The organism is Streptomyces toyocaensis (assembly GCF_000725125.1).
Taxonomy (GTDB): domain Bacteria; phylum Actinomycetota; class Actinomycetes; order Streptomycetales; family Streptomycetaceae; genus Streptomyces; species Streptomyces toyocaensis.
In genome coordinates this window covers 163,415-180,101 of sequence record NZ_JFCB01000012.1, presented here as the reverse complement: position 1 = coordinate 180,101, position 16,687 = coordinate 163,415, and the positions used below count along the sequence as shown (strand labels likewise).

The following is a 16,687-nucleotide window of genomic DNA, read 5'->3' as shown; positions in this document are numbered from 1 at the left end:
CCCCCGGGGACGGGAAGGGAAGGGGCGGCGGGGGCGAGAAACCTGATCAGGCCCCCCGCCGCCGCACCTGCTCCTTCACCGGCGCGGGCGCGCTGTCCCCGGCCGAGCCGTCGTCGCCGTCCGTGTTGACCCGGTCGATGATCGCCAGCCGCTCCGGGGTGTCCTCCGGCTTCGCGTAGCCGATCAGCACGTAGAGGACCAGCGAGACCGCCAGCGGGACCGAGACCTGGTACTCCAGGGGCACTCCGCCGTCGACGGCCCAGTGGATCGGGTAGTTGACCAGCCAGAAGGCGACCAGACCCAGCGCCCAGCCGGTGAGCGCCGCCGTCGGCCCTGAGCGGCGGAACGGCCGCAGCAGTCCCAGCATCATCGGGATCGCGATCGGACCCATCAGGCCGGCCACCCACTTGATGACGACCGTGATGATGTCCTTGAACGCCGGCGAGTCGACCTGGGTCGCCACCGCCATGGACAGGCCGAGGAAGACCACCGTCGTCACCCGGGCCGCGACCAGGCCGGACCGCTCGCCCCACTCCCGGGCCCTCGCGGACAGCACCGGCGCCACGTCGCGGGTGAAGACCGCCGCGATGGCGTTGGCGTCCGAGGAGCACATGGCCATCGTGTGGGAGAAGAAGCCGACGATGACCAGGCCCAGCAGGCCGTGCGGCAGCAGCTGTTCGGTCATCAGGGCGTAGGAGTCGGAGCCGTCCGCCTTCTGCGACTCCACCAGCAGCGGCGCCATCCACATCGGGAAGAAGAGGATCACCGGCCAGACCAGCCACAGCACCGCCGACAGCCGCGCCGAGCGCTCCGCCTCGCGGGCGTCGGGGGTGGCCATGTAGCGCTGGGCCTGGTTGAGCATGCCGCCGTTGTACTCGAACAGCTTGATGAACAGGAACGCCAGCAGGAAGACCGTGCCGTACGGCCCGACCAGCGGCTCCCCGTGTCCCTGGAGCTCCGGCTGGTCCCAGGCACCGAAGAAGCCGCCGTGGTCTCCGAGTTCGAGCACCACCGCGACGAACATCGTGAGACCGGCCAGCAGCTGGATGACGAACTGCCCGAGCTCGGTCAGGGCGTCCGCCCACAGGCCGCCGATGGTGCAGTAGATCGCCGTGACGACGCCGGTGATGAGGATGCCCTGGTTGAGCGAGACGCCGGTGAACACCGACAGCAGGGTGGCGATTGCCGCCCATTTGGCGCCCACGTCCACGATCTTCAGCAGCATGCCGGACCAGGCCAGCGCCTGCTGGGTCCGCAGGTCGTAGCGGTTCTTCAGGTACTCCAGGGGTGAGGAGACGTGGAGCCGGGAGCGGTGCCGGTTGATCCGGGGGGCGAACAGCTTGGAGCCGATGGCGATGCCGAAGGCGATGGGGAAGGACCAGGTGACGAAGGACGTGACGCCGTAGGTGTAGGCGATGCCCGCGTACCCGGTGAACATCACCGCGCTGTAACCCGACATGTGGTGGGAGATGCCGGAGAGCCACCAGGGCATCTTGCCGCCGGCCGTGAAGAAGTCGCTGACGCTGTCCACCCGTTTGTGCGACCAGACACCGATGGCGACCATCACGGCGAAGTAGCCGATGAGAACCGCCCAGTCGAGACCGTTCATGTCCCCCCTGTCAGGGTCCGCCTTGTGAACTCCACTCAGCTGGTTGACACTTCGCCTGAGCGGGGTAGGGACGAGGAAGGCCGCGAAGTGCCCGCTCATCGTGGGCGGGACGGTGCGGGCCCGACAAGGAAGCGTCGAGTCAAGAGCAAGCAAAAAGGTTCGATTGACTGAATATCGTTCATCTACATGAACGGACGCCGGGCATGGCGGACCCGTCGCCTGCGTGCCGGATCCGTCCGGCCCGGCGGGTCAGCGCAGTTCGTCGGGGCAGGGCGTGCCCCGCTGCCACTTGTACGGAGCCGCCAGGCGGTACGTCCCCGGCTCCGGCGCGAGCAGCACCGTCCACTGGTCGCCGTTCGCGTCCTCCTCCGTCTCCATCAGGCAGCCGTGGACGTTCTCGTACGTCTTCGGCTCGCCCTCCGGACGGTTCTCGGACTCCGCCGTCTCCTGCGGCGGCTCCAGTGCCTCGCCCTCGGCGTCGACGAGGCCCAGCCACGGCGAGTACGGGACGCGGACCAGGATCCGGCCCGCCTTCTCCACCCGCAGCGTCCATCCGCCCTGCTCGGCCCGCTCCACGACCGTGTGCGGCTCCGCCAGCGGGGTCGGCGCCTCCACCTCGAACAGCTGCCAGTTGGCGTCGCCCCAGATCTGCTTCAGATACGGCAGCCCGCGCTGGACCAGCTCCCGCTCCCGCTGGCCGCCGTCGCCGTCCGGCTCGTCCTTCGGCAGCACCACGAAGTGCACGCCCCAGCGCTTCAGCCACTCGTGGTAGTTCGCCGAGTTCAGGGTGTCGTCGTAGAAGAGCGGGTTGCGCTCCATGTCGGCCTGCCGGTTCCAGCCCCGCGCCAGATTGACGTACGGGGCGAGGGCCGACGCCTCACGGTGCGAGGCGGCCGGGACGACCTCCACGCGGCCCCGCTCGGCGCCGACCTCCTGGAGCTCGTTCACCAGCGGCGCCAGCTCACGCGCCCAGGACGCGCGCGGCGTGGTGTGCACGACGTCGTCGACCGACTTGAAGCCGATCCAGCCGAAGAAGCCGACGATCGCGACGACGGCGACGTACCACGTGCGGGACTTCGGGACCGTGAACGGCAGCGCCGCCACCAGCACCACCCCGCCGAACAGCATCGCCAGCCGCGTCATGTTCGAGCCGATCTGCGAACTGATCAGCCAGACCAGCACGATCCCGAGCCCGTACACCGCGGCCGTGATCCGTACCGTCTTCCACTCCACGGGGACCAGGACGTACACCAGGACCGAGTACAGCAGCGGCAGGATCACCGAGCCGATGCCCATCGGCTGTGTCCCCGAGAACGGGAACAGCCAGGCCGACACCGCCACCACCGCGGCCGGCGCGAGCCCCAGGGCCCACGCGCCCGGCCGGCGCTTCTGCAGGAACAGCGCCACCGCCACCAGGCCCACGAACAGTCCCGCGACCGGCGAGGCCATCGTGGCCAGCGCCGCCAGCGGGGCCGCGCACAGGGCCTTCGCCCAGCGTTTGTGGCGCCACCGGTACGGCCAGCAGAAGACGACCGCCACCGCCCCGAGCGCGAACATCGTGCCCAGCCCGTACGTCACCCGACCCGAGGCGGCGTTGCACAGCAGCGCGAACACGCCCGCGAGCGCCGCCCAGAGGGGGTTGCGCACGGCCCGGCTGCGCATGAGCACCAGCGTCAGCAGCCCGGCCGACACCGTCCCCGCGATCATCATCGTCGTCCGCACCCCGAGGACGGACATCAGGTACGGCGACACCACGCTGTACGACACCGCGTGCATGCCGCCGTACCAGGCGAGGTTGTACGCGGAGTCCGGGTGCCGGCCGACGAACTCGGCCCACGCGTCCTGCGCCGCGAGGTCGCCGCCGCTGTTGGCGAACGTGAAGAACCAGACGATGTGCAGCAGGCCGGCGAGACCCGTGACGGACAGCACGGGGTGCCGCAGCATGCGCGCGCGCACGGCCAGGACGGCGGCCTTCGGGCCACGGGGTCCGCGCGGAGCGCCGGGGGCGTCCTCAGCGCCCCGGGAGGGCCGCTGCTGCGTGGACACGGCTATTCGAGGGTCGGATCCCGGACCGGAATCGGCGTCGTCGGCGCGTGTCGGCTCCGCTGTGGCCACCTGAAGGCACTCCCCGTGTCCCGTTCATCGTCCGTTTCCTCGCCCGTTTCGTGACGCTAGCACGCACCCCGCCGGCCGTCGCCCGGGTGGGCGTGGGCCCGCGGGGTGCGGGTGCGCTGCGCCGGTCCGCGTCAGGAGATACGGGTCAGCCTGTCCGTGAAGCCGGGCTCCACGAGGTCCGCCCGGAGGGCGACCGGGACCTTGACCGCACTGCTCGTGCCGTCGCCCACGGTGAGCGTGCCCACCTTCGTGCCGGCCTTCGCCGTGTGCGGCAGCTCGTCCGCCGCGAACGTCAGCTTCACCGACAGGCCCGCCCAGCCGACGGCCTTGACGTCCTCGGTGACGGCGACGGGCGTACGGCCGCCGAGACCGTCGTCCGCGTACCCGACGACGGTGCCCTTCTTCAGGATGGTCGCCGACTTCAGCGCGTCCTGGCCGGCCCGGATCAGCCGGTCACCCGCGGAGAGGGCGCCGGCCAGGATGGTGTTGTCCGCGCCGCCCTCGGGCTGGCGCACCACCGCGCCGATGATCCGGTGGGTCTCGCCGTCGACGTCCTTCTTGGCGGCGAAGGAGAGGTTGCCGAGCGCGGAGGTGGTCGTGCCGGTCTTGATGCCGACGACGTCGTTGTGGCCGACGAGCTGGTTCCAGTTGCCGTGCCTGACGCCCTTGTAGTCGATGTACTCCATCATCGCGGCGACCTCGCGGAAGGCGGGCTGCTTCATCGCGGCCCTGGCCAGCTTCACCTGGTCCACGGCGGTGCTCACGGTGGTGTTGTTCAGACCCGAGGGATCCGTGTACGTCGTGTTGGTCATGCCGAGGTCCTCGGCGGCGGCGTTCATCTTCTCGACGAACGCCTTCTCCGAGCCCGCGTCCCAGCGGGCGAGCAGCCGCGCCACGTTGTTCGCGGACGCGATCAGGATGGCCTCGATCGCCTCCCGCTGGGAGATCTCGTCGCCCGCGGTGACGTCGACGGTCGACTCCTGCCCGGCGTCGGACTGCTTCTCGGCGAGCGCGTCGATCTCGATCTTCGGTCCCTCGGCGCCGCTCTTCAGCGGGTGGTCGCGCAGGACCAGGTACGCCGTCATGACCTTGGCGACACTGGCGATCGGCACGGGCTTCTGCTCGCCGGAGGAGCCGAAGGTGCCGATGCCGTCGACTTCCAGCGCGGCCTGTCCCTTGGCCGGCCACGGGATGTCGAGCTTGTCGCCCTCGAAGGTGTAGGTGTCCTCGGCGGTGAGCTCCAGGGTGGGCGCCGGGAGCGGGCGGACGTTCTGCACGACCGCGAAGACGATCACCAGCAGCAGGACCAGCGGCGTCCAGATCTTGACCCGCCGTACGGCCGTGCGCAGCGGGGTCTGCGGCGGCGGCGGGGTGTTGGTCAGCTCGGCCAGCAGATCCAGCGGCGGCTTGGGCGGCAGCGGCTGCTGCGTCGTCCGCTCAGGACCGACCTGCGGGAGCGAGGTGGTGGCCTCGGCGGGCTGCACCGTGCGCAGCGCGGTGGTGGCGTCCGTGCCGCGTGGCGGCTTGCGGACACCGGGGTCGTCGAAATCCTTCAGCGCGACGAACTTGCTGGTCCGCTCGGCCTCGGGCTCGGCGTCGTCCTTCGTGCCCGTCCCCTCGGACCCGGCCTTGGCGGCCGCGTCGCCCAGCTTGAGCATGGTGGTGGGCTGGTCGACGGAGGGCGCCGGGGACGGCCGCCCGGTCCGGAAGACGGCGGTGGGCTGATCGACGCCGCCCTCGGCCTCGGCGTCGGCCTTGTCGGCGGTGGTCGTGGACGGGCCCGCGTCCGCGTCGGTGCCGTCGCCGTCCTCGTCGGACGAGGGCGCGCCGGTGTCCTCGGAGGCGGTGCCGTCCGCATCGCCGTCACGGGAAGCGCCGGCATCCTCGTCGGACGCGGCCGCGGACGCCTCGGTCACGGCGCCGGAGGGCTCGTCCTCGTCGCGGGACCCGTCGGCCGCGTCCTTCCCCGACCCGGCGTCTTCAGGGGCCTCGCCGGCGGCGGTGGTGTCCGCCGAGGCGTCCTCGCGGGCGTCGCTCGCGGTCGTGTCCGCGCCGGCGTCCTCGGGGCGCTCGCTCGCGGTCGTGTCCGCTTTGGTGTCCTCGCGGGCTCCGCTCGCGGTCGTGTCCGCGCCGGCGTCCTCGGGGCGCTCGCTCGCGGTCGTGTCCGCCCCGGCGTCCTCGGGAGCGTCGGCGGCGGTCGCGTCCTGCGCGGTGTCGCCGGAAGGGGCGTCCGCGGCCGTGCCGCCGGACGCCTCAGCCGCAGCGATGCCCCCGGACGCGGCGGCCGCCGGGACCGTCGTGCCGGCGTCCTCCTCCGCCGCGGTGGCGTCCCGCGGGGTCTCGTCCCCCTCCGACCCCTCCGACGGCGGCGCCCCGTCGCTCTCGTCCCCGTCCGGCTCCCGTCCGGCGGCGTCACCGCTCGCGTCGCCGCCGGACTCCGCCGGGCGGACCCACGCGGCGGCCGCCTCGTGCAGCCGGCGCCCGTCACCGTCCGTCGCGGAATCGTCCCGCACCGACAGCGCCCGGGTGGCCGTGTCGGCGGTCGCGCGGCCCTCCGGGGACCCGGCCTCACGGGCCACCGCCAACCGGGGATCCCGCGCCCCGGGAACCGGACCCGCGCTCCCCGACGTCCGTTCTGCCGACGACTCGCGCTGCTTCGACCTGTCGGGGGACTCGCCCGCCACCGATGCCTCCTCCATGCGCCGCACGCCCCGCGTGCGCCAACCGAACCGTGAACCGCCCGCCCCGACAACGCTCCGCAGCGCTGTCCGAACCATGTACCAGTGTCCTGTGTGCGGGCTTACCCCACGCGGTAGACGAGAACGACATACCTACCGGTTCCACTACGAACCGGTCACGCACCCTCGACAGACCAATGTGAGAGGGGTCACCCTGTCATTCATCCACGCGGGGAGGCATGGATGGGCAGGAGCCGCAGAACACTTCCGGAGGAGCTTCTGCTGCTGGCACTGGACCCGGCAACGGGTACCACTGCACAGCCGCAGTCGCTCGACCTCGGTCTGGCCGGAGCGCAGCTAGTGGAGCTGGCGCTGGCCGGACGGATAGCCCCAGACGGGGATCGTATCGCCGTGGTGGTCCCACGGCCGACTGGAGACCCAACACTGGACTGCGCGTTGGAGTTGCTGCGAAGGCGTGGCGCTCCCGTGCGGGCGGTCCACTGGATCGGCGGGCCGCGTCTCGGGCTCCGCCAGACCTACCTCTCGCATCTGGAGCGGTGCGGCATGGTGCATGCCGTGGCCGGACAGATGTGCGGGGTGCTGCCGACGACTCGCTACCAGGCGACGGACACCGAGATCAGCCGGGAGATCAGGGCCCGGCTGGACTCCGCGATCCGCACCGGCGTTCCGCCGGACCCGCGGACCGCGGCGCTCGCCGCACTGGCGCACGCGGTGGGTCTCGGCAAGCACCTGTACCCGGGGAACGAGGGACGCTCCTCGCGTTCCCGGTTGCGGGACCTGATCCGGCACGACCCGATGGGCGGACTCGTCGCGCACGCCGTGATGGACGTCCAGAACGGCGCGGCGGCCCAGCCGCGCCGCAGCTCCGCACCGACGGCGGGCCGGCAGACCGCCCCCGACGGCGGCAGGGGCGCACCGGAACCCGCCCGAGGCGTTCCGGCGCAGCCACACCGCGGATCCATGGCACGCGCCGTGGCCCACTGAGCCGTACGTCCCCAAGACCGAACGGCACGGCACACCACGGATCCACGGCACCGCAGACCCGGTCACGGGAGCCGCTGTCCGAGCGGGGCGGAGAGAGCGCACGGGCTCTCTCCGCCCCGCTCGGCGTGCCCCGCCCGGCCCCGTCAACCGCCACACGTCGCTGAAGTGGCGTGTACCCGTCGTATATCCGCCGTTTCCCAGCGGCAGGAAGCGCCTTGGTGGCAGTCTGCTCAGGAGCAGACACGCAAAGTGGCAAGTACGAGGCACGCAGCCGGAGGTGCACGTCCCGTGGCGTCCAATGTCAATCCCACCGTCAGGCGGCGCCGGCTGGGCCAGGAGCTGCGCAGGCTCCGTGAGCTCAAGGGCATGACGGCCGAGGAGGTGGCGGAGCGGCTGCTGGTCTCGCAGTCGAAGATCAGCCGCCTGGAGAACGGCCGGCGCAGCATCAGCCAGCGCGACGTCCGCGACCTGTGCGGGGTGTACGAGGTCGAGGACCAGCGGATCGTCGAGTCGCTCATGCAGATGGCCAAGGACTCCCGCCAGCAGGGCTGGTGGCACGCGTTCGGTGACATCCCGTACAGCGTCTACATCGGCCTGGAGACGGACGCGGAATCGCTGCGCGTCTACGAACCCCAGATCATCACGGGGCTGTTGCAGACCCGTGCGTACGCCGAGGCGATCGTGCAGGGCGGTTCCCCGGAGTCGTCCGGGCAGGAGAACGACAAGCAGGTGGAGGTCCGCCTGCGCAGGCAGAGCCGCATCACCGCGGACAAGGACCCGCTGCGGCTGTGGGTGGTGCTCGACGAGGCGGCGCTTCACCGGGTCGTCGGAAGCCGCCAGGTGATGCGGGAACAGCTCGAGCACGTCATGGAGCTGTCCCAGATGCCGCACATCACCGTGCAGGTGCTGCCGTTCGAGGTCGGCGCGCACGCCGGCATCAACGGGCAGTACTCGATCCTTGAGTTCGCCGACGCGGCCGATTCGAGCGTGGTCTACATCGAGGGCGTCACCAGCGACCTGTATCTGGAGAAGCCGCACGACGTGCAGAAGTACACGGTGATGTACGAGCACCTGCGGGCGCAGTCGCTGAACGTGGAACAGTCCCGTCAGCTCGTGGAACGCCTCGCGAAGGACTACGCACGCTGATTTGCCGTCAGGCAGCTGCGGACCCTACACCGTTGGCATGTCTGCTGGGAAGTCACGCCTGGTACATGCCATCCGGTCGAGTGAACGAACGCTCCGGAAGAAGATGTTGGCGAGTAGCGTCGATCACGCCAACCACCAGCGGGGGTCGGCGAAATCCGTTCTGCGGTCCATGCCGGAATGCGCAGGCCGGTGACAGCAACTCAGCATCTGGCTACGGAGCGAACATGGCAATTCGTCTGGGCACCACGGAAACGTGGACGACGTCCTCCTACACCAACAACAACGGCGCGTGCGTGATGGTCAGGTCGACCACCGAGGCGGCGCTGGAGCTCGGGGACACCAAGGTCCCCGAGGGTCCGAAGCTGGCCTTCCCCGCGGACGCGTGGAGCGCCTTCGTGGCCTCGGTCAAGGGCTGACCACCCCGTCAGCACCACCGGCAGAGCCCTCTCGACCAGATCGCCGTCCTAGCCGAGAGGGCTCGGCGTGTGTCCTCCCGGCCGGGACGTCCGCGCCGGCTCAGCCCTCCGCGGGCGGCCCCACGGGGAAGGCCACGTCACACACCGGGTCCTCGGGGCCCGCGGCCGACCAGTCCGCGAAGTACACCTCACGGCAGGGACCCGTGGGCGTCAGCCCTTCGGCCTCCATCCACTCCTCCACCGCCTCGAAGGCGGCCAGGATCTGCGGATGCGCCACCTGCGCCTTGGTGATCCGGGTGCGGGCCAGCCGCAGCGCGGGCTCCGCCCGGACGGTCGTGCCCCGGGCCCGGCCCCGGCCCTCGGCCCAGGCGCGCGCCGCCGCCTCGTCGGCGACCGGGACGCACGCCTCCGCGGGGCCGTCGCTCTCCGCCGACACCTCGGCGTGGTACGCCACGAAGGGCGTCCCGGCCACACCACCGCACTCCCGGGCCGCCTCCTCCAGCCGGCCCAGCGACGCCCCGATCCACGCCGGCAGCTCGTCCGCCAGCAGGTGCCGCGACTCGGTGATCAGTACCTGCGCCGGTACGTCCACCGTCTCGACCACGAACTTCCCGTACATCTCGGAGCTCCTCCCCGACAACCGTCCACGGAGGTAGTCGGCGAGCGCCCGCTGCCCGGCGTGCCGCGCCTCGACGTCCGCCCAGTACGCCGCGAGCCGTTCGGCCCCCGCCGCGCCGCCGTCCGCGTCGACGACCTCGGCGATCCGGGCCAAGGGCATGTCGAGCTGCCGCAACAGCGCCACCAGCCGGGCCCTTTCGACCTGCCCGGCCCGGTAGAAGCGGTAACCGGTGGTCCCGTCGACCCGCGCCGGGGCCAGCAGCCCCAGCCGGTCGTACAGCCGCAGCGCCTTGGCCGACAGCCGCGCCCGCGCCGCGAACGCCCCGATGGAGAGCAGTTCCTCGTCCACGCCGACATCCTCCGTCACCGGGCGGCCCTTCCGCCCGGCGGGAGAGACGCTCACCCCTGCCCCAGGGGCAAGGTCAAACGGTCAGCCGATCGCCTTCTCCACCGCCGCGACGACCTCCGGCGACTCCGGCTCCGTCTGCGGCGAGAAACGGGCGACGACCTCGCCGTCCCTCCCGATCAGGAACTTCTCGAAGTTCCAGCGGACGTCCCCGCTGTGCCCCTCCCCGTCGGCGAAACCGGTCAGGCGCTCGTACAGCGCGTGCCGCCCGTCCCCGTTGACCTCGACCTTCTCGGTCATCGGGAAGGTCACGCCGTATGTCGCCGAACAGAACTCGGCGATCTCCTCCGCGCTGCCCGGCTCCTGTCCGAGGAACTGGTTGCAGGGCACGCCGAGCACCGTGAAGCCCCGCTCCGCGTACCGCTCGTGCAGCCGCTCCAGGCCGGCGTACTGCGGGGTCAGCCCGCACTTGGAGGCCACGTTCACGACGAGCACGACCCGGCCCGCGTACTGGGCGAGGTCCGCCGAACCGCCGTTCAGGGCGCCGATCCCGACGCCGAGGGGTGAAGTGCCGTTGTTCTCTGCAGTCGTCATGAGCCGACCCTAGCCCCGCGAGGCCTCCCTTCCCCGGCCGGCCTCGGCCAGGACCTCGCCCGCCGCCGTCCGTACGTACAGCACCGACCGGCCCGCCCTGCCGCACCGCTCCACCAGGCCCGCGTCCAGCAGCACCCGCAGGTGCCGGCCGACCGAGCCCAGCCCCTGCCCGGTCACGGCGACGAGGTGGCTGGTGCTCATCGGGGTGCCGAGCAGCATCAGCACCCGGGCCCGCGCGGCGCCGAGCAGCGTTTCCAGGCCCGCCGGCACGGGCTCCCGGCCGGCCTCGCCGGCCAGCGCGCCCGTGCACGGGTACACGAGGGCGTACCGCCGCGTCCCCTCCCACGACACCCAGCCCACCCGCTGCGGGGTCACCGGCACGAACAGCAGCTCGGCCCCGGAGATCTCGCGCGGCGGCAGCTCGTGCGCGTTGACCTGGAGCCGGTTGCCGCCGAGCCAGCGCGTCCCCGGCCGCAGCGCGTCCAGCGCCGCCGCCCAGCCGCCCCGCGCCACCTGCGCCGTCCGGGCCACCACGTCGGCCTGGAGGATCCGGCGCCGCCGCGCCCAGTACGGGCGTACGGCGTCCTCCCAGACGTGCGTGAGGAGGTCCGCGGCGCGTTCGCCCAGGTCGTCGCGGTCCAGCGGGGCGGGCAGCGGCCCGCCCAGCGAGACCCGCAGATGCGCGCGGGCGGTGGCCGACGGGACCCGGCGCACCCGCTCGACCTCCTCCTCGAAGGTCTCGTCACCCCGCGGGGTGACGGTCAGGAAGTCCGCGATCCACACCGTTCCCAGCGCGGACGGCACCAGCAGGGCGGTCACCGGATCGGCCGTCAGCCGCGCGCGATAGGCCGGCAGATGGGCGTCGAGCCACGCCCGCTCACCGGGGTGCGCGGCCCGTGCCGCGTGCAGCAGCCGCAGGCCCGCGAAGGTCTCGGCGAGCGGCGAGAGCACGAAACGGCTCCCGGCGAGTGTGTCCGCACTGATCTGCCACCAGCCCACGACCGCCCGCCTCCCGGAGGTTGTTCCGCCCGTGCGCGAAACATTAACGACCACCCCGCCGCCCTCCCCAGACTCCGCGCATGCGCAGCTACCGGGATCTGTTCCGCACCCCCGAGTTCACCCCGCTCTTCCTCTCCGCGTCCGCCCGCACCCTGGCCCGGACGACGAGCGGCCTGGCCCTGGCCACCCTGGTCCACCGGCAGACCGGCTCACCCCTGCTGTCCGCGCTCAGCATGTTCGGCCCGTCCCTCGCGCACGTCCTCGGCGCGACCCTGTTCATGTCGGCCGCCGACCGTCTGCCGCCCCGGGCGGCCACGGCCGGCACGGCCCTGTCCTTCGCGGCGCTCACGGCGCTCCTCGCCCTGCCCGGCCTGCCCCTCACGGCCGTCTTCGCGGTCCTGCTGCTCCAGGGGCTGGTCGCGTCGGTGGGCGGGGGAGTCGTCTGGGGCCTGCTGAACGAGATCCTCCCCACGGAGGGCTACCTCCTGGGCCGCTCGGTCTTCAACATGATGAACGGGCTCCTGCAGATCACCGGCTTCGCGGCCGGCGGCGTCCTGGTGGCGGTCCTGTCGCCGCGCCTGTCGCTGCTGCTCGGCGCGGCCCTGTACGGCACGGCGGCGCTCGTCGCCCGGCTCGGCCTGACCCCCCGTCCGCCGCGCGCCACGGGCCGCCCCTCGGTACGGGCCACCTGGCGGGCCAACGCCCGGCTCTGGTCGTCCCCGCCCCGCCGCCGCGTCTACCTCGGCCTGTGGATCCCCAACGGCCTCGTCGTCGGCTGCGAGTCCCTCTACGTGTCCTACGCCCCCGAGTCCGCCGGCACCCTCTTCGCCTGCGCGGCCGCGGGGATGCTGGCCGGTGACCTCACGGTCGGCCGCCTGGTGCCGCCGGACCGCCGACGGCGGCTGGCCACCCCGCTGCTGCTGCTCCTCGCCACGCCCTACCTGCCCCTCGTCCTCGGTCCGCCCGTCCCCGTGGCCGCCGCTCTGGTCGCCGTGGCCTCCGCCGGCTTCGCGGCGGGCCTGGTCCAGCAGGAGCGGCTGATGGCCCTCACCCCGCCCGAGCTCTCCGGTCACGCCCTCGGCCTGCACTCCTCCGGCATGCTCACGATGCAGGGCGTGAGCGCGGCCCTGGCCGGCGGCCTCGCCCAGCTCACCTCGCCCGCCGCCGCGATGACCGCACTGGCGGCGGCGTCGGCCGCGGTGACCCTGCTCCTGCGGGCGACCGGCCCCAAGCACCGGACGGCCGTCCGGGCCTGACCCACCCCCCGGGCCGCCCCGTGCTCCGTCCCGGCCCTACCGGTCCTCCTCCGGGAGCTCCCCCTCCACCAGCCGCTCCGCGATGTCGTCCGCCCACGCCTGGGCCCAGCGGCGCAGCTCCTCGACCGCCGGGCCGTCGAGGCCGTGGGCGCGGAACTCGCCGTCGTCGAGCCATTCGGCGCCGGTCAGCCGGGACTGGAGCTCGGCGAGGTCGAAGGTGTCGGGTGCCTGGCGGCGGCCCAGCTCCTCCAGCTCCGGGTGGCTCCACCGGTCCGAGACCGCGCGGACGTCGACGAGGTCACGGGCCAGGCCCCGGTCCGCCAGCGCCCGTACCGCCGTACCGGTCAGGTCCTCCAGGGAGAGCGCCGGACCGGCCGGCGTCTCCACCGCCGGCCGCCACAGCACCTCCTTGCGCAGGTCGACCCGGCACCGAGCACCGGACGCGGGCTCATGGACGGCCAGCCGCGCGGACAGCGGATCGGCCTCCCGGCTCCCCACCGCCCACCCGCGCCCCTCCAGGCCCGCCCGGACCGCGTCGGTGATCTCCGTCATGGCCGCGGGATGCTCCGTGGCCAGGTCCACCCCCCGGCTGATCCGGGCGTCCACCAGCCCGTGCGCCCGTACGGCGTCACCACCGGCCAGGACGAGCGCGTACGGCGCCCCCACGGCGAGCAGATCGCCCGCCAGCCGCTCGTGCACCGCGTCCACACCGGTCGGGGATGAGGTCATGCCCCGATTATCACGGGTGGCGCCCGGCATGAACGACAACCGGCGGGCCGACCGGACCCAGGCCGCGCCGGCCGCCGTCGCGGTCCGGCGCGAGCACGCCCGGCGGGCACCCGCGGCGGCCGTACGGCACCGGCCCCGGTCGTACGATCCGAACCGGCACGAACGATCCGAACCGGCGCGAAAGCAGGGGACGGGACGATGGCACGCGGCACACTCCGGATCCACCTCGGCGCGGCACCGGGCGTCGGCAAGACCTACGCCATGCTGTCCGAGGCGCACCGCCGGGTGGAACGCGGCACCGACTGCGTCGTCGGCCTCGTGGAGCACCACGGCCGGCCCCGCACCCGGGCGCTGCTGCACGGCCTGGAGGAAGTCCCCCGCAGACGGCTGGAGCACCGGGGGGCCACGCGCACGGAAATGGACCTGGACGCCGTGCTGGCCCGCCGCCCCGAGGTGGTCCTCGTCGACGAGCTCGCCCACACCAACGCCCCGGGCTCGCGCAACACCGAGCGCTGGCAGGACGTGGAGGAACTGCTCGCGGCCGGGATCGACGTGATCTCCACGGTCGACATCCAGCACCTGGAGTCGCTCGGCGACGTCGTCGAGTCGATCACGGGGGTGCGCCCGCGGGAGACCGTGCCGGACGAGGTGGTGCGCCGGGCCGACCAGGTCGAGCTGGTCGACATGACCCCCGAGGCCCTGCGCCGCCGGCTGGCGCACGGCAACGTCCACCCGCCCGACAAGGTCGACGCGGCCCTGTCCAACTACTTCCGCCCCGGCAACCTCACCGCCCTGCGCGAGCTGGCCCTGCTCTGGGTGGCGGACCGGGTCGACGAGTACCTGCAGCAGTACCGCAGCGAGCACGGGGTCCGCGCGATCTGGGGCTCGCGTGAGCGGATCGTGGTCGGCCTGACCGGGGGCCCGGAGGGCCGGACGCTCATACGGCGGGCCGTACGCCTCGCGGAGAAGGGCGCCGGAGGCGAGGTAATGGCGCTCTACGTGGCCCGCAGCGACGGGCTGACCTCGGCCTCGCCTGGGGAACTGGCCGTCCAGCGCACCCTCGTCGAGGACCTGGGCGGCAGCTTCCACCATGTCGTCGGCGACGACATCCCGACCGCGCTGCTGGAGTTCGCCCGCGGGGCGAACGCCACCCAGATCGTGCTCGGCGCGTCCCGGCGCACGGGCTGGCAGTACGTGCTCGGGCCCGGCGTGGGTGCCACCGTCGCCCGCGACTCCGGGCCGGACCTGGACGTCCACCTCATCACGCACGACGAGGTGGGCAAGGGCCGCGGCCTGCCCGCGGCCCGGGGCGCGCGCCTCGGACGGTCCCGGATCCTGGCCGGGTGGCTGACCGGCGTGCTCGGCCCCCTGCTGCTGGCCCTGCTGCTGAAGACCGCCCTGCCCGACGTGGGCCTGGCCAACGACATGCTGCTCTTCCTGGCGTTCACGGTCGCGGCGGCGCTGCTCGGCGGCCTGCTCCCCGCCCTCGGCTCCGCCCTGGTGGGGTCACTGCTGATCAACTGGTACTTCACGCCGCCGGTGCGGACCTTCACCATCGCCGCCCCCCAGAACATCGTCGCCCTCGTGGTCTTCGTGGGGGTCGCCGTGTCCGTGGCGTCGGTGGTGGGCCTCGCGGCACGCCGTACCGACCAGGCGGCCCGGCTGCGCGCCGAGGCGGAGACCCTGTCCTTCCTCGCCGGTACCGTGCTGCGGGGCGAGACCAGCGTGGAGGCGCTGCTGGACCGTGTGCGGGAGACCTTCGCCGTCGACTCCGTGGCCCTGCTGGAACGGGAGGACGACAAGGCGCCGTGGTCCTGCGCCGGCAGCGTCGGCGCCGCCTCCGCCGTGCCGCGGCCCGAGGACGCCGACGTGGCCGTGCCCGTGGGCGACGACATGGTGCTCGCCATCTCGGGCCGGGTCCTGCCCGCATCCGACCGTCGCGTCCTGGCCGCGTTCGCCGCGCAGGCCGCCGTCGTCCTGGACCGCGGGCGGCTCCAGTCCCAGGCCGACCGGGCCAGGGAACTGGCCGAGGGCAACCGCATCCGCACCGCCCTGCTCGCCGCGGTCAGCCACGACCTGCGCACTCCGCTCGCCGGGATCAAGGCGTCGGTGTCGTCGCTGCGGTCGGGCGACGTCGCATGGTCGGAGGAGGACCGGGCCGAACTCCTGGAGGCGATCGAGGAGGGCGCCGACCGTCTCGACCACCTGGTCGGCAACCTGCTCGACATGTCCCGCCTGCAGACCGGAACCGTCACGCCGCTCATCCGCGAGGTCGACCTGGACGAGGTCGTCCCGCTGGCCCTGGGAGGGATGGCGGAACCGGGACCGGCCGTCGTCCTGGACATCCCCGAGAGCCTGCCCATGGTGGCGACGGACACGGGGCTGCTGGAGCGGGTGGTCGCCAACGTCGTCGAGAACGCCGTCAAGTACAGCCCCCGGGACGAGCCGGTCCTGGTCGCGGCCAGCACGCTCGCCGACCGGGTGGAACTGCGCGTGGTGGACCGGGGGCCGGGCGTTCCCGACGAGGTCAAGGAGCGCATCTTCTCCCCGTTCCAGCGCCACGGCGACGCCCCGCGGGGCGACGGGGTCGGCCTCGGCCTGGCGGTCGCCCGCGGTTTCGCCGAGGCCATGGGAATCACGCTGCAGGCCGAGGACACCCCCGGCGGCGGCCTGACCATGGTCCTCAGCCTCCCGGCCGCCGAGGGCCGGCCACCGGACCCCGCCACGCCCTCCGGAACCCGCGCCGGGGCGGCACCGACCGGTGGAGAACCGTTCACCCACGCGGCCCAAAACCTGCAGCGGCCGATGTAGACATGTAATCGCGAAGGGGTTAGTCTCTCTTCTGTCGACAGGAACATCCGTGAGGCGGGCAGACACGAACTGCCCGCAGTGCAGGACCGAAGAGGGCACGGCGGTGGAGTGACGGGGCCGGAGCAGGTTTCATGGTCCCCTCGCTGACCGCCGGGCCCGGCGGCCTCATCAGGGCCGCCGGCAGGACGCAGTACCAGCAGTACCGAGCAGTGACAAAAGACAGGTGCCACGGAAGAAGGAGAAGGAGGCGAACGCCATCAGGATCGCCCGGGCGAGAAGGGTCCGCCCGGGTACCGCAGGCCCCGGAACGGAAGGTGGTCACACGGTCACGCATCCGCGATCCCCGCACCCCGCGCCCCTCACCG

General features: G+C 72.8%; 12 protein-coding genes. 5 read left to right on the top strand and 7 right to left on the bottom strand.

The annotated features are described in order from the left end of the window. Positions 1 to 46 precede the first annotated feature (46 nt). The 3 genes from BU52_RS15880 to BU52_RS15870 form a co-directional block, all read right to left on the bottom strand. The gene (locus BU52_RS15880) at positions 47 to 1,609 is read right to left on the bottom strand and encodes a sodium:solute symporter family protein (RefSeq protein WP_037934257.1); all 1,563 of its coding nucleotides are present in this window, start codon (positions 1,607 to 1,609) and stop codon (positions 47 to 49) included. A gap of 249 nt (positions 1,610 to 1,858) precedes the next feature. Continuing rightward, positions 1,859 to 3,724, bottom strand: coding sequence for a membrane protein (locus BU52_RS15875; RefSeq protein ID WP_037934253.1), 1,866 nt, complete (start codon positions 3,722 to 3,724; stop codon positions 1,859 to 1,861). A gap of 131 nt (positions 3,725 to 3,855) precedes the next feature. Next, positions 3,856 to 6,423, bottom strand: a complete 2,568-nt coding sequence (locus tag BU52_RS15870; protein ID WP_078903266.1) for a D-alanyl-D-alanine carboxypeptidase — start codon at positions 6,421 to 6,423, stop codon at positions 3,856 to 3,858. Positions 6,424 to 6,645: 222 nt separating this feature from the next. On the opposite strand from BU52_RS15870, the gene BU52_RS15865 reads away from it, so the two are divergent. The 3 genes from BU52_RS15865 (at position 6,646) to BU52_RS15855 (ending at position 8,969) form a co-directional block, all read left to right on the top strand. After that, positions 6,646 to 7,407 carry a GOLPH3/VPS74 family protein gene (locus tag BU52_RS15865; RefSeq protein WP_037934247.1) on the top strand — a complete coding sequence of 254 codons (762 nt, stop codon included), beginning with the start codon at positions 6,646 to 6,648 and terminating at the stop codon, positions 7,405 to 7,407. A 288-nt stretch (positions 7,408 to 7,695) separates the two neighbouring features. Further along, a complete protein-coding gene (locus BU52_RS15860) occupies positions 7,696 to 8,553 on the top strand; it encodes a helix-turn-helix domain-containing protein (protein ID WP_037934244.1) in 858 nt (285 codons plus the stop codon). A gap of 224 nt (positions 8,554 to 8,777) precedes the next feature. After that, positions 8,778 to 8,969: a DUF397 domain-containing protein gene (locus tag BU52_RS15855; RefSeq protein WP_037934241.1), complete on the top strand. Its 192-nt coding sequence runs from the start codon at positions 8,778 to 8,780 to the stop codon at positions 8,967 to 8,969. A 100-nt stretch (positions 8,970 to 9,069) separates the two neighbouring features. Here the strand turns inward: BU52_RS15855 and BU52_RS15850 are convergent, their stop codons facing one another. The 3 genes from BU52_RS15850 to BU52_RS15840 all read right to left on the bottom strand — a co-directional run bounded on the left by BU52_RS15850 (position 9,070) and on the right by BU52_RS15840 (position 11,526). After that, complete coding sequence (locus tag BU52_RS15850) at positions 9,070 to 9,954, bottom strand: MerR family transcriptional regulator (RefSeq protein WP_037934238.1); 885 nt, start codon at positions 9,952 to 9,954, stop codon at positions 9,070 to 9,072. A gap of 63 nt (positions 9,955 to 10,017) precedes the next feature. Then, positions 10,018 to 10,527: a glutathione peroxidase gene (locus BU52_RS15845; protein WP_037934235.1), complete on the bottom strand. Its 510-nt coding sequence runs from the start codon at positions 10,525 to 10,527 to the stop codon at positions 10,018 to 10,020. Positions 10,528 to 10,536: 9 nt separating this feature from the next. Then, positions 10,537 to 11,526: a winged helix-turn-helix domain-containing protein gene (locus BU52_RS15840; RefSeq protein ID WP_037934232.1), complete on the bottom strand. Its 990-nt coding sequence runs from the start codon at positions 11,524 to 11,526 to the stop codon at positions 10,537 to 10,539. Positions 11,527 to 11,606: 80 nt separating this feature from the next. On the opposite strand from BU52_RS15840, the gene BU52_RS15835 reads away from it, so the two are divergent. After that, complete coding sequence (locus tag BU52_RS15835) at positions 11,607 to 12,782, top strand: MFS transporter (protein WP_037934229.1); 1,176 nt, start codon at positions 11,607 to 11,609, stop codon at positions 12,780 to 12,782. Positions 12,783 to 12,818: 36 nt separating this feature from the next. On the opposite strand, the gene BU52_RS15830 is transcribed toward BU52_RS15835, so the two are convergent. Beyond that, positions 12,819 to 13,511, bottom strand: a complete 693-nt coding sequence (locus BU52_RS15830) for a nucleotidyl transferase AbiEii/AbiGii toxin family protein (protein WP_037934226.1) — start codon at positions 13,509 to 13,511, stop codon at positions 12,819 to 12,821. Positions 13,512 to 13,709: 198 nt separating this feature from the next. Here BU52_RS15830 and BU52_RS15825 point away from each other — a divergent pair, with 198 nt between their 5' ends. Continuing rightward, complete coding sequence (locus BU52_RS15825) at positions 13,710 to 16,322, top strand: sensor histidine kinase (RefSeq protein WP_051858264.1); 2,613 nt, start codon at positions 13,710 to 13,712, stop codon at positions 16,320 to 16,322. The last annotated feature ends 365 nt before the right edge of the window (positions 16,323 to 16,687 follow it).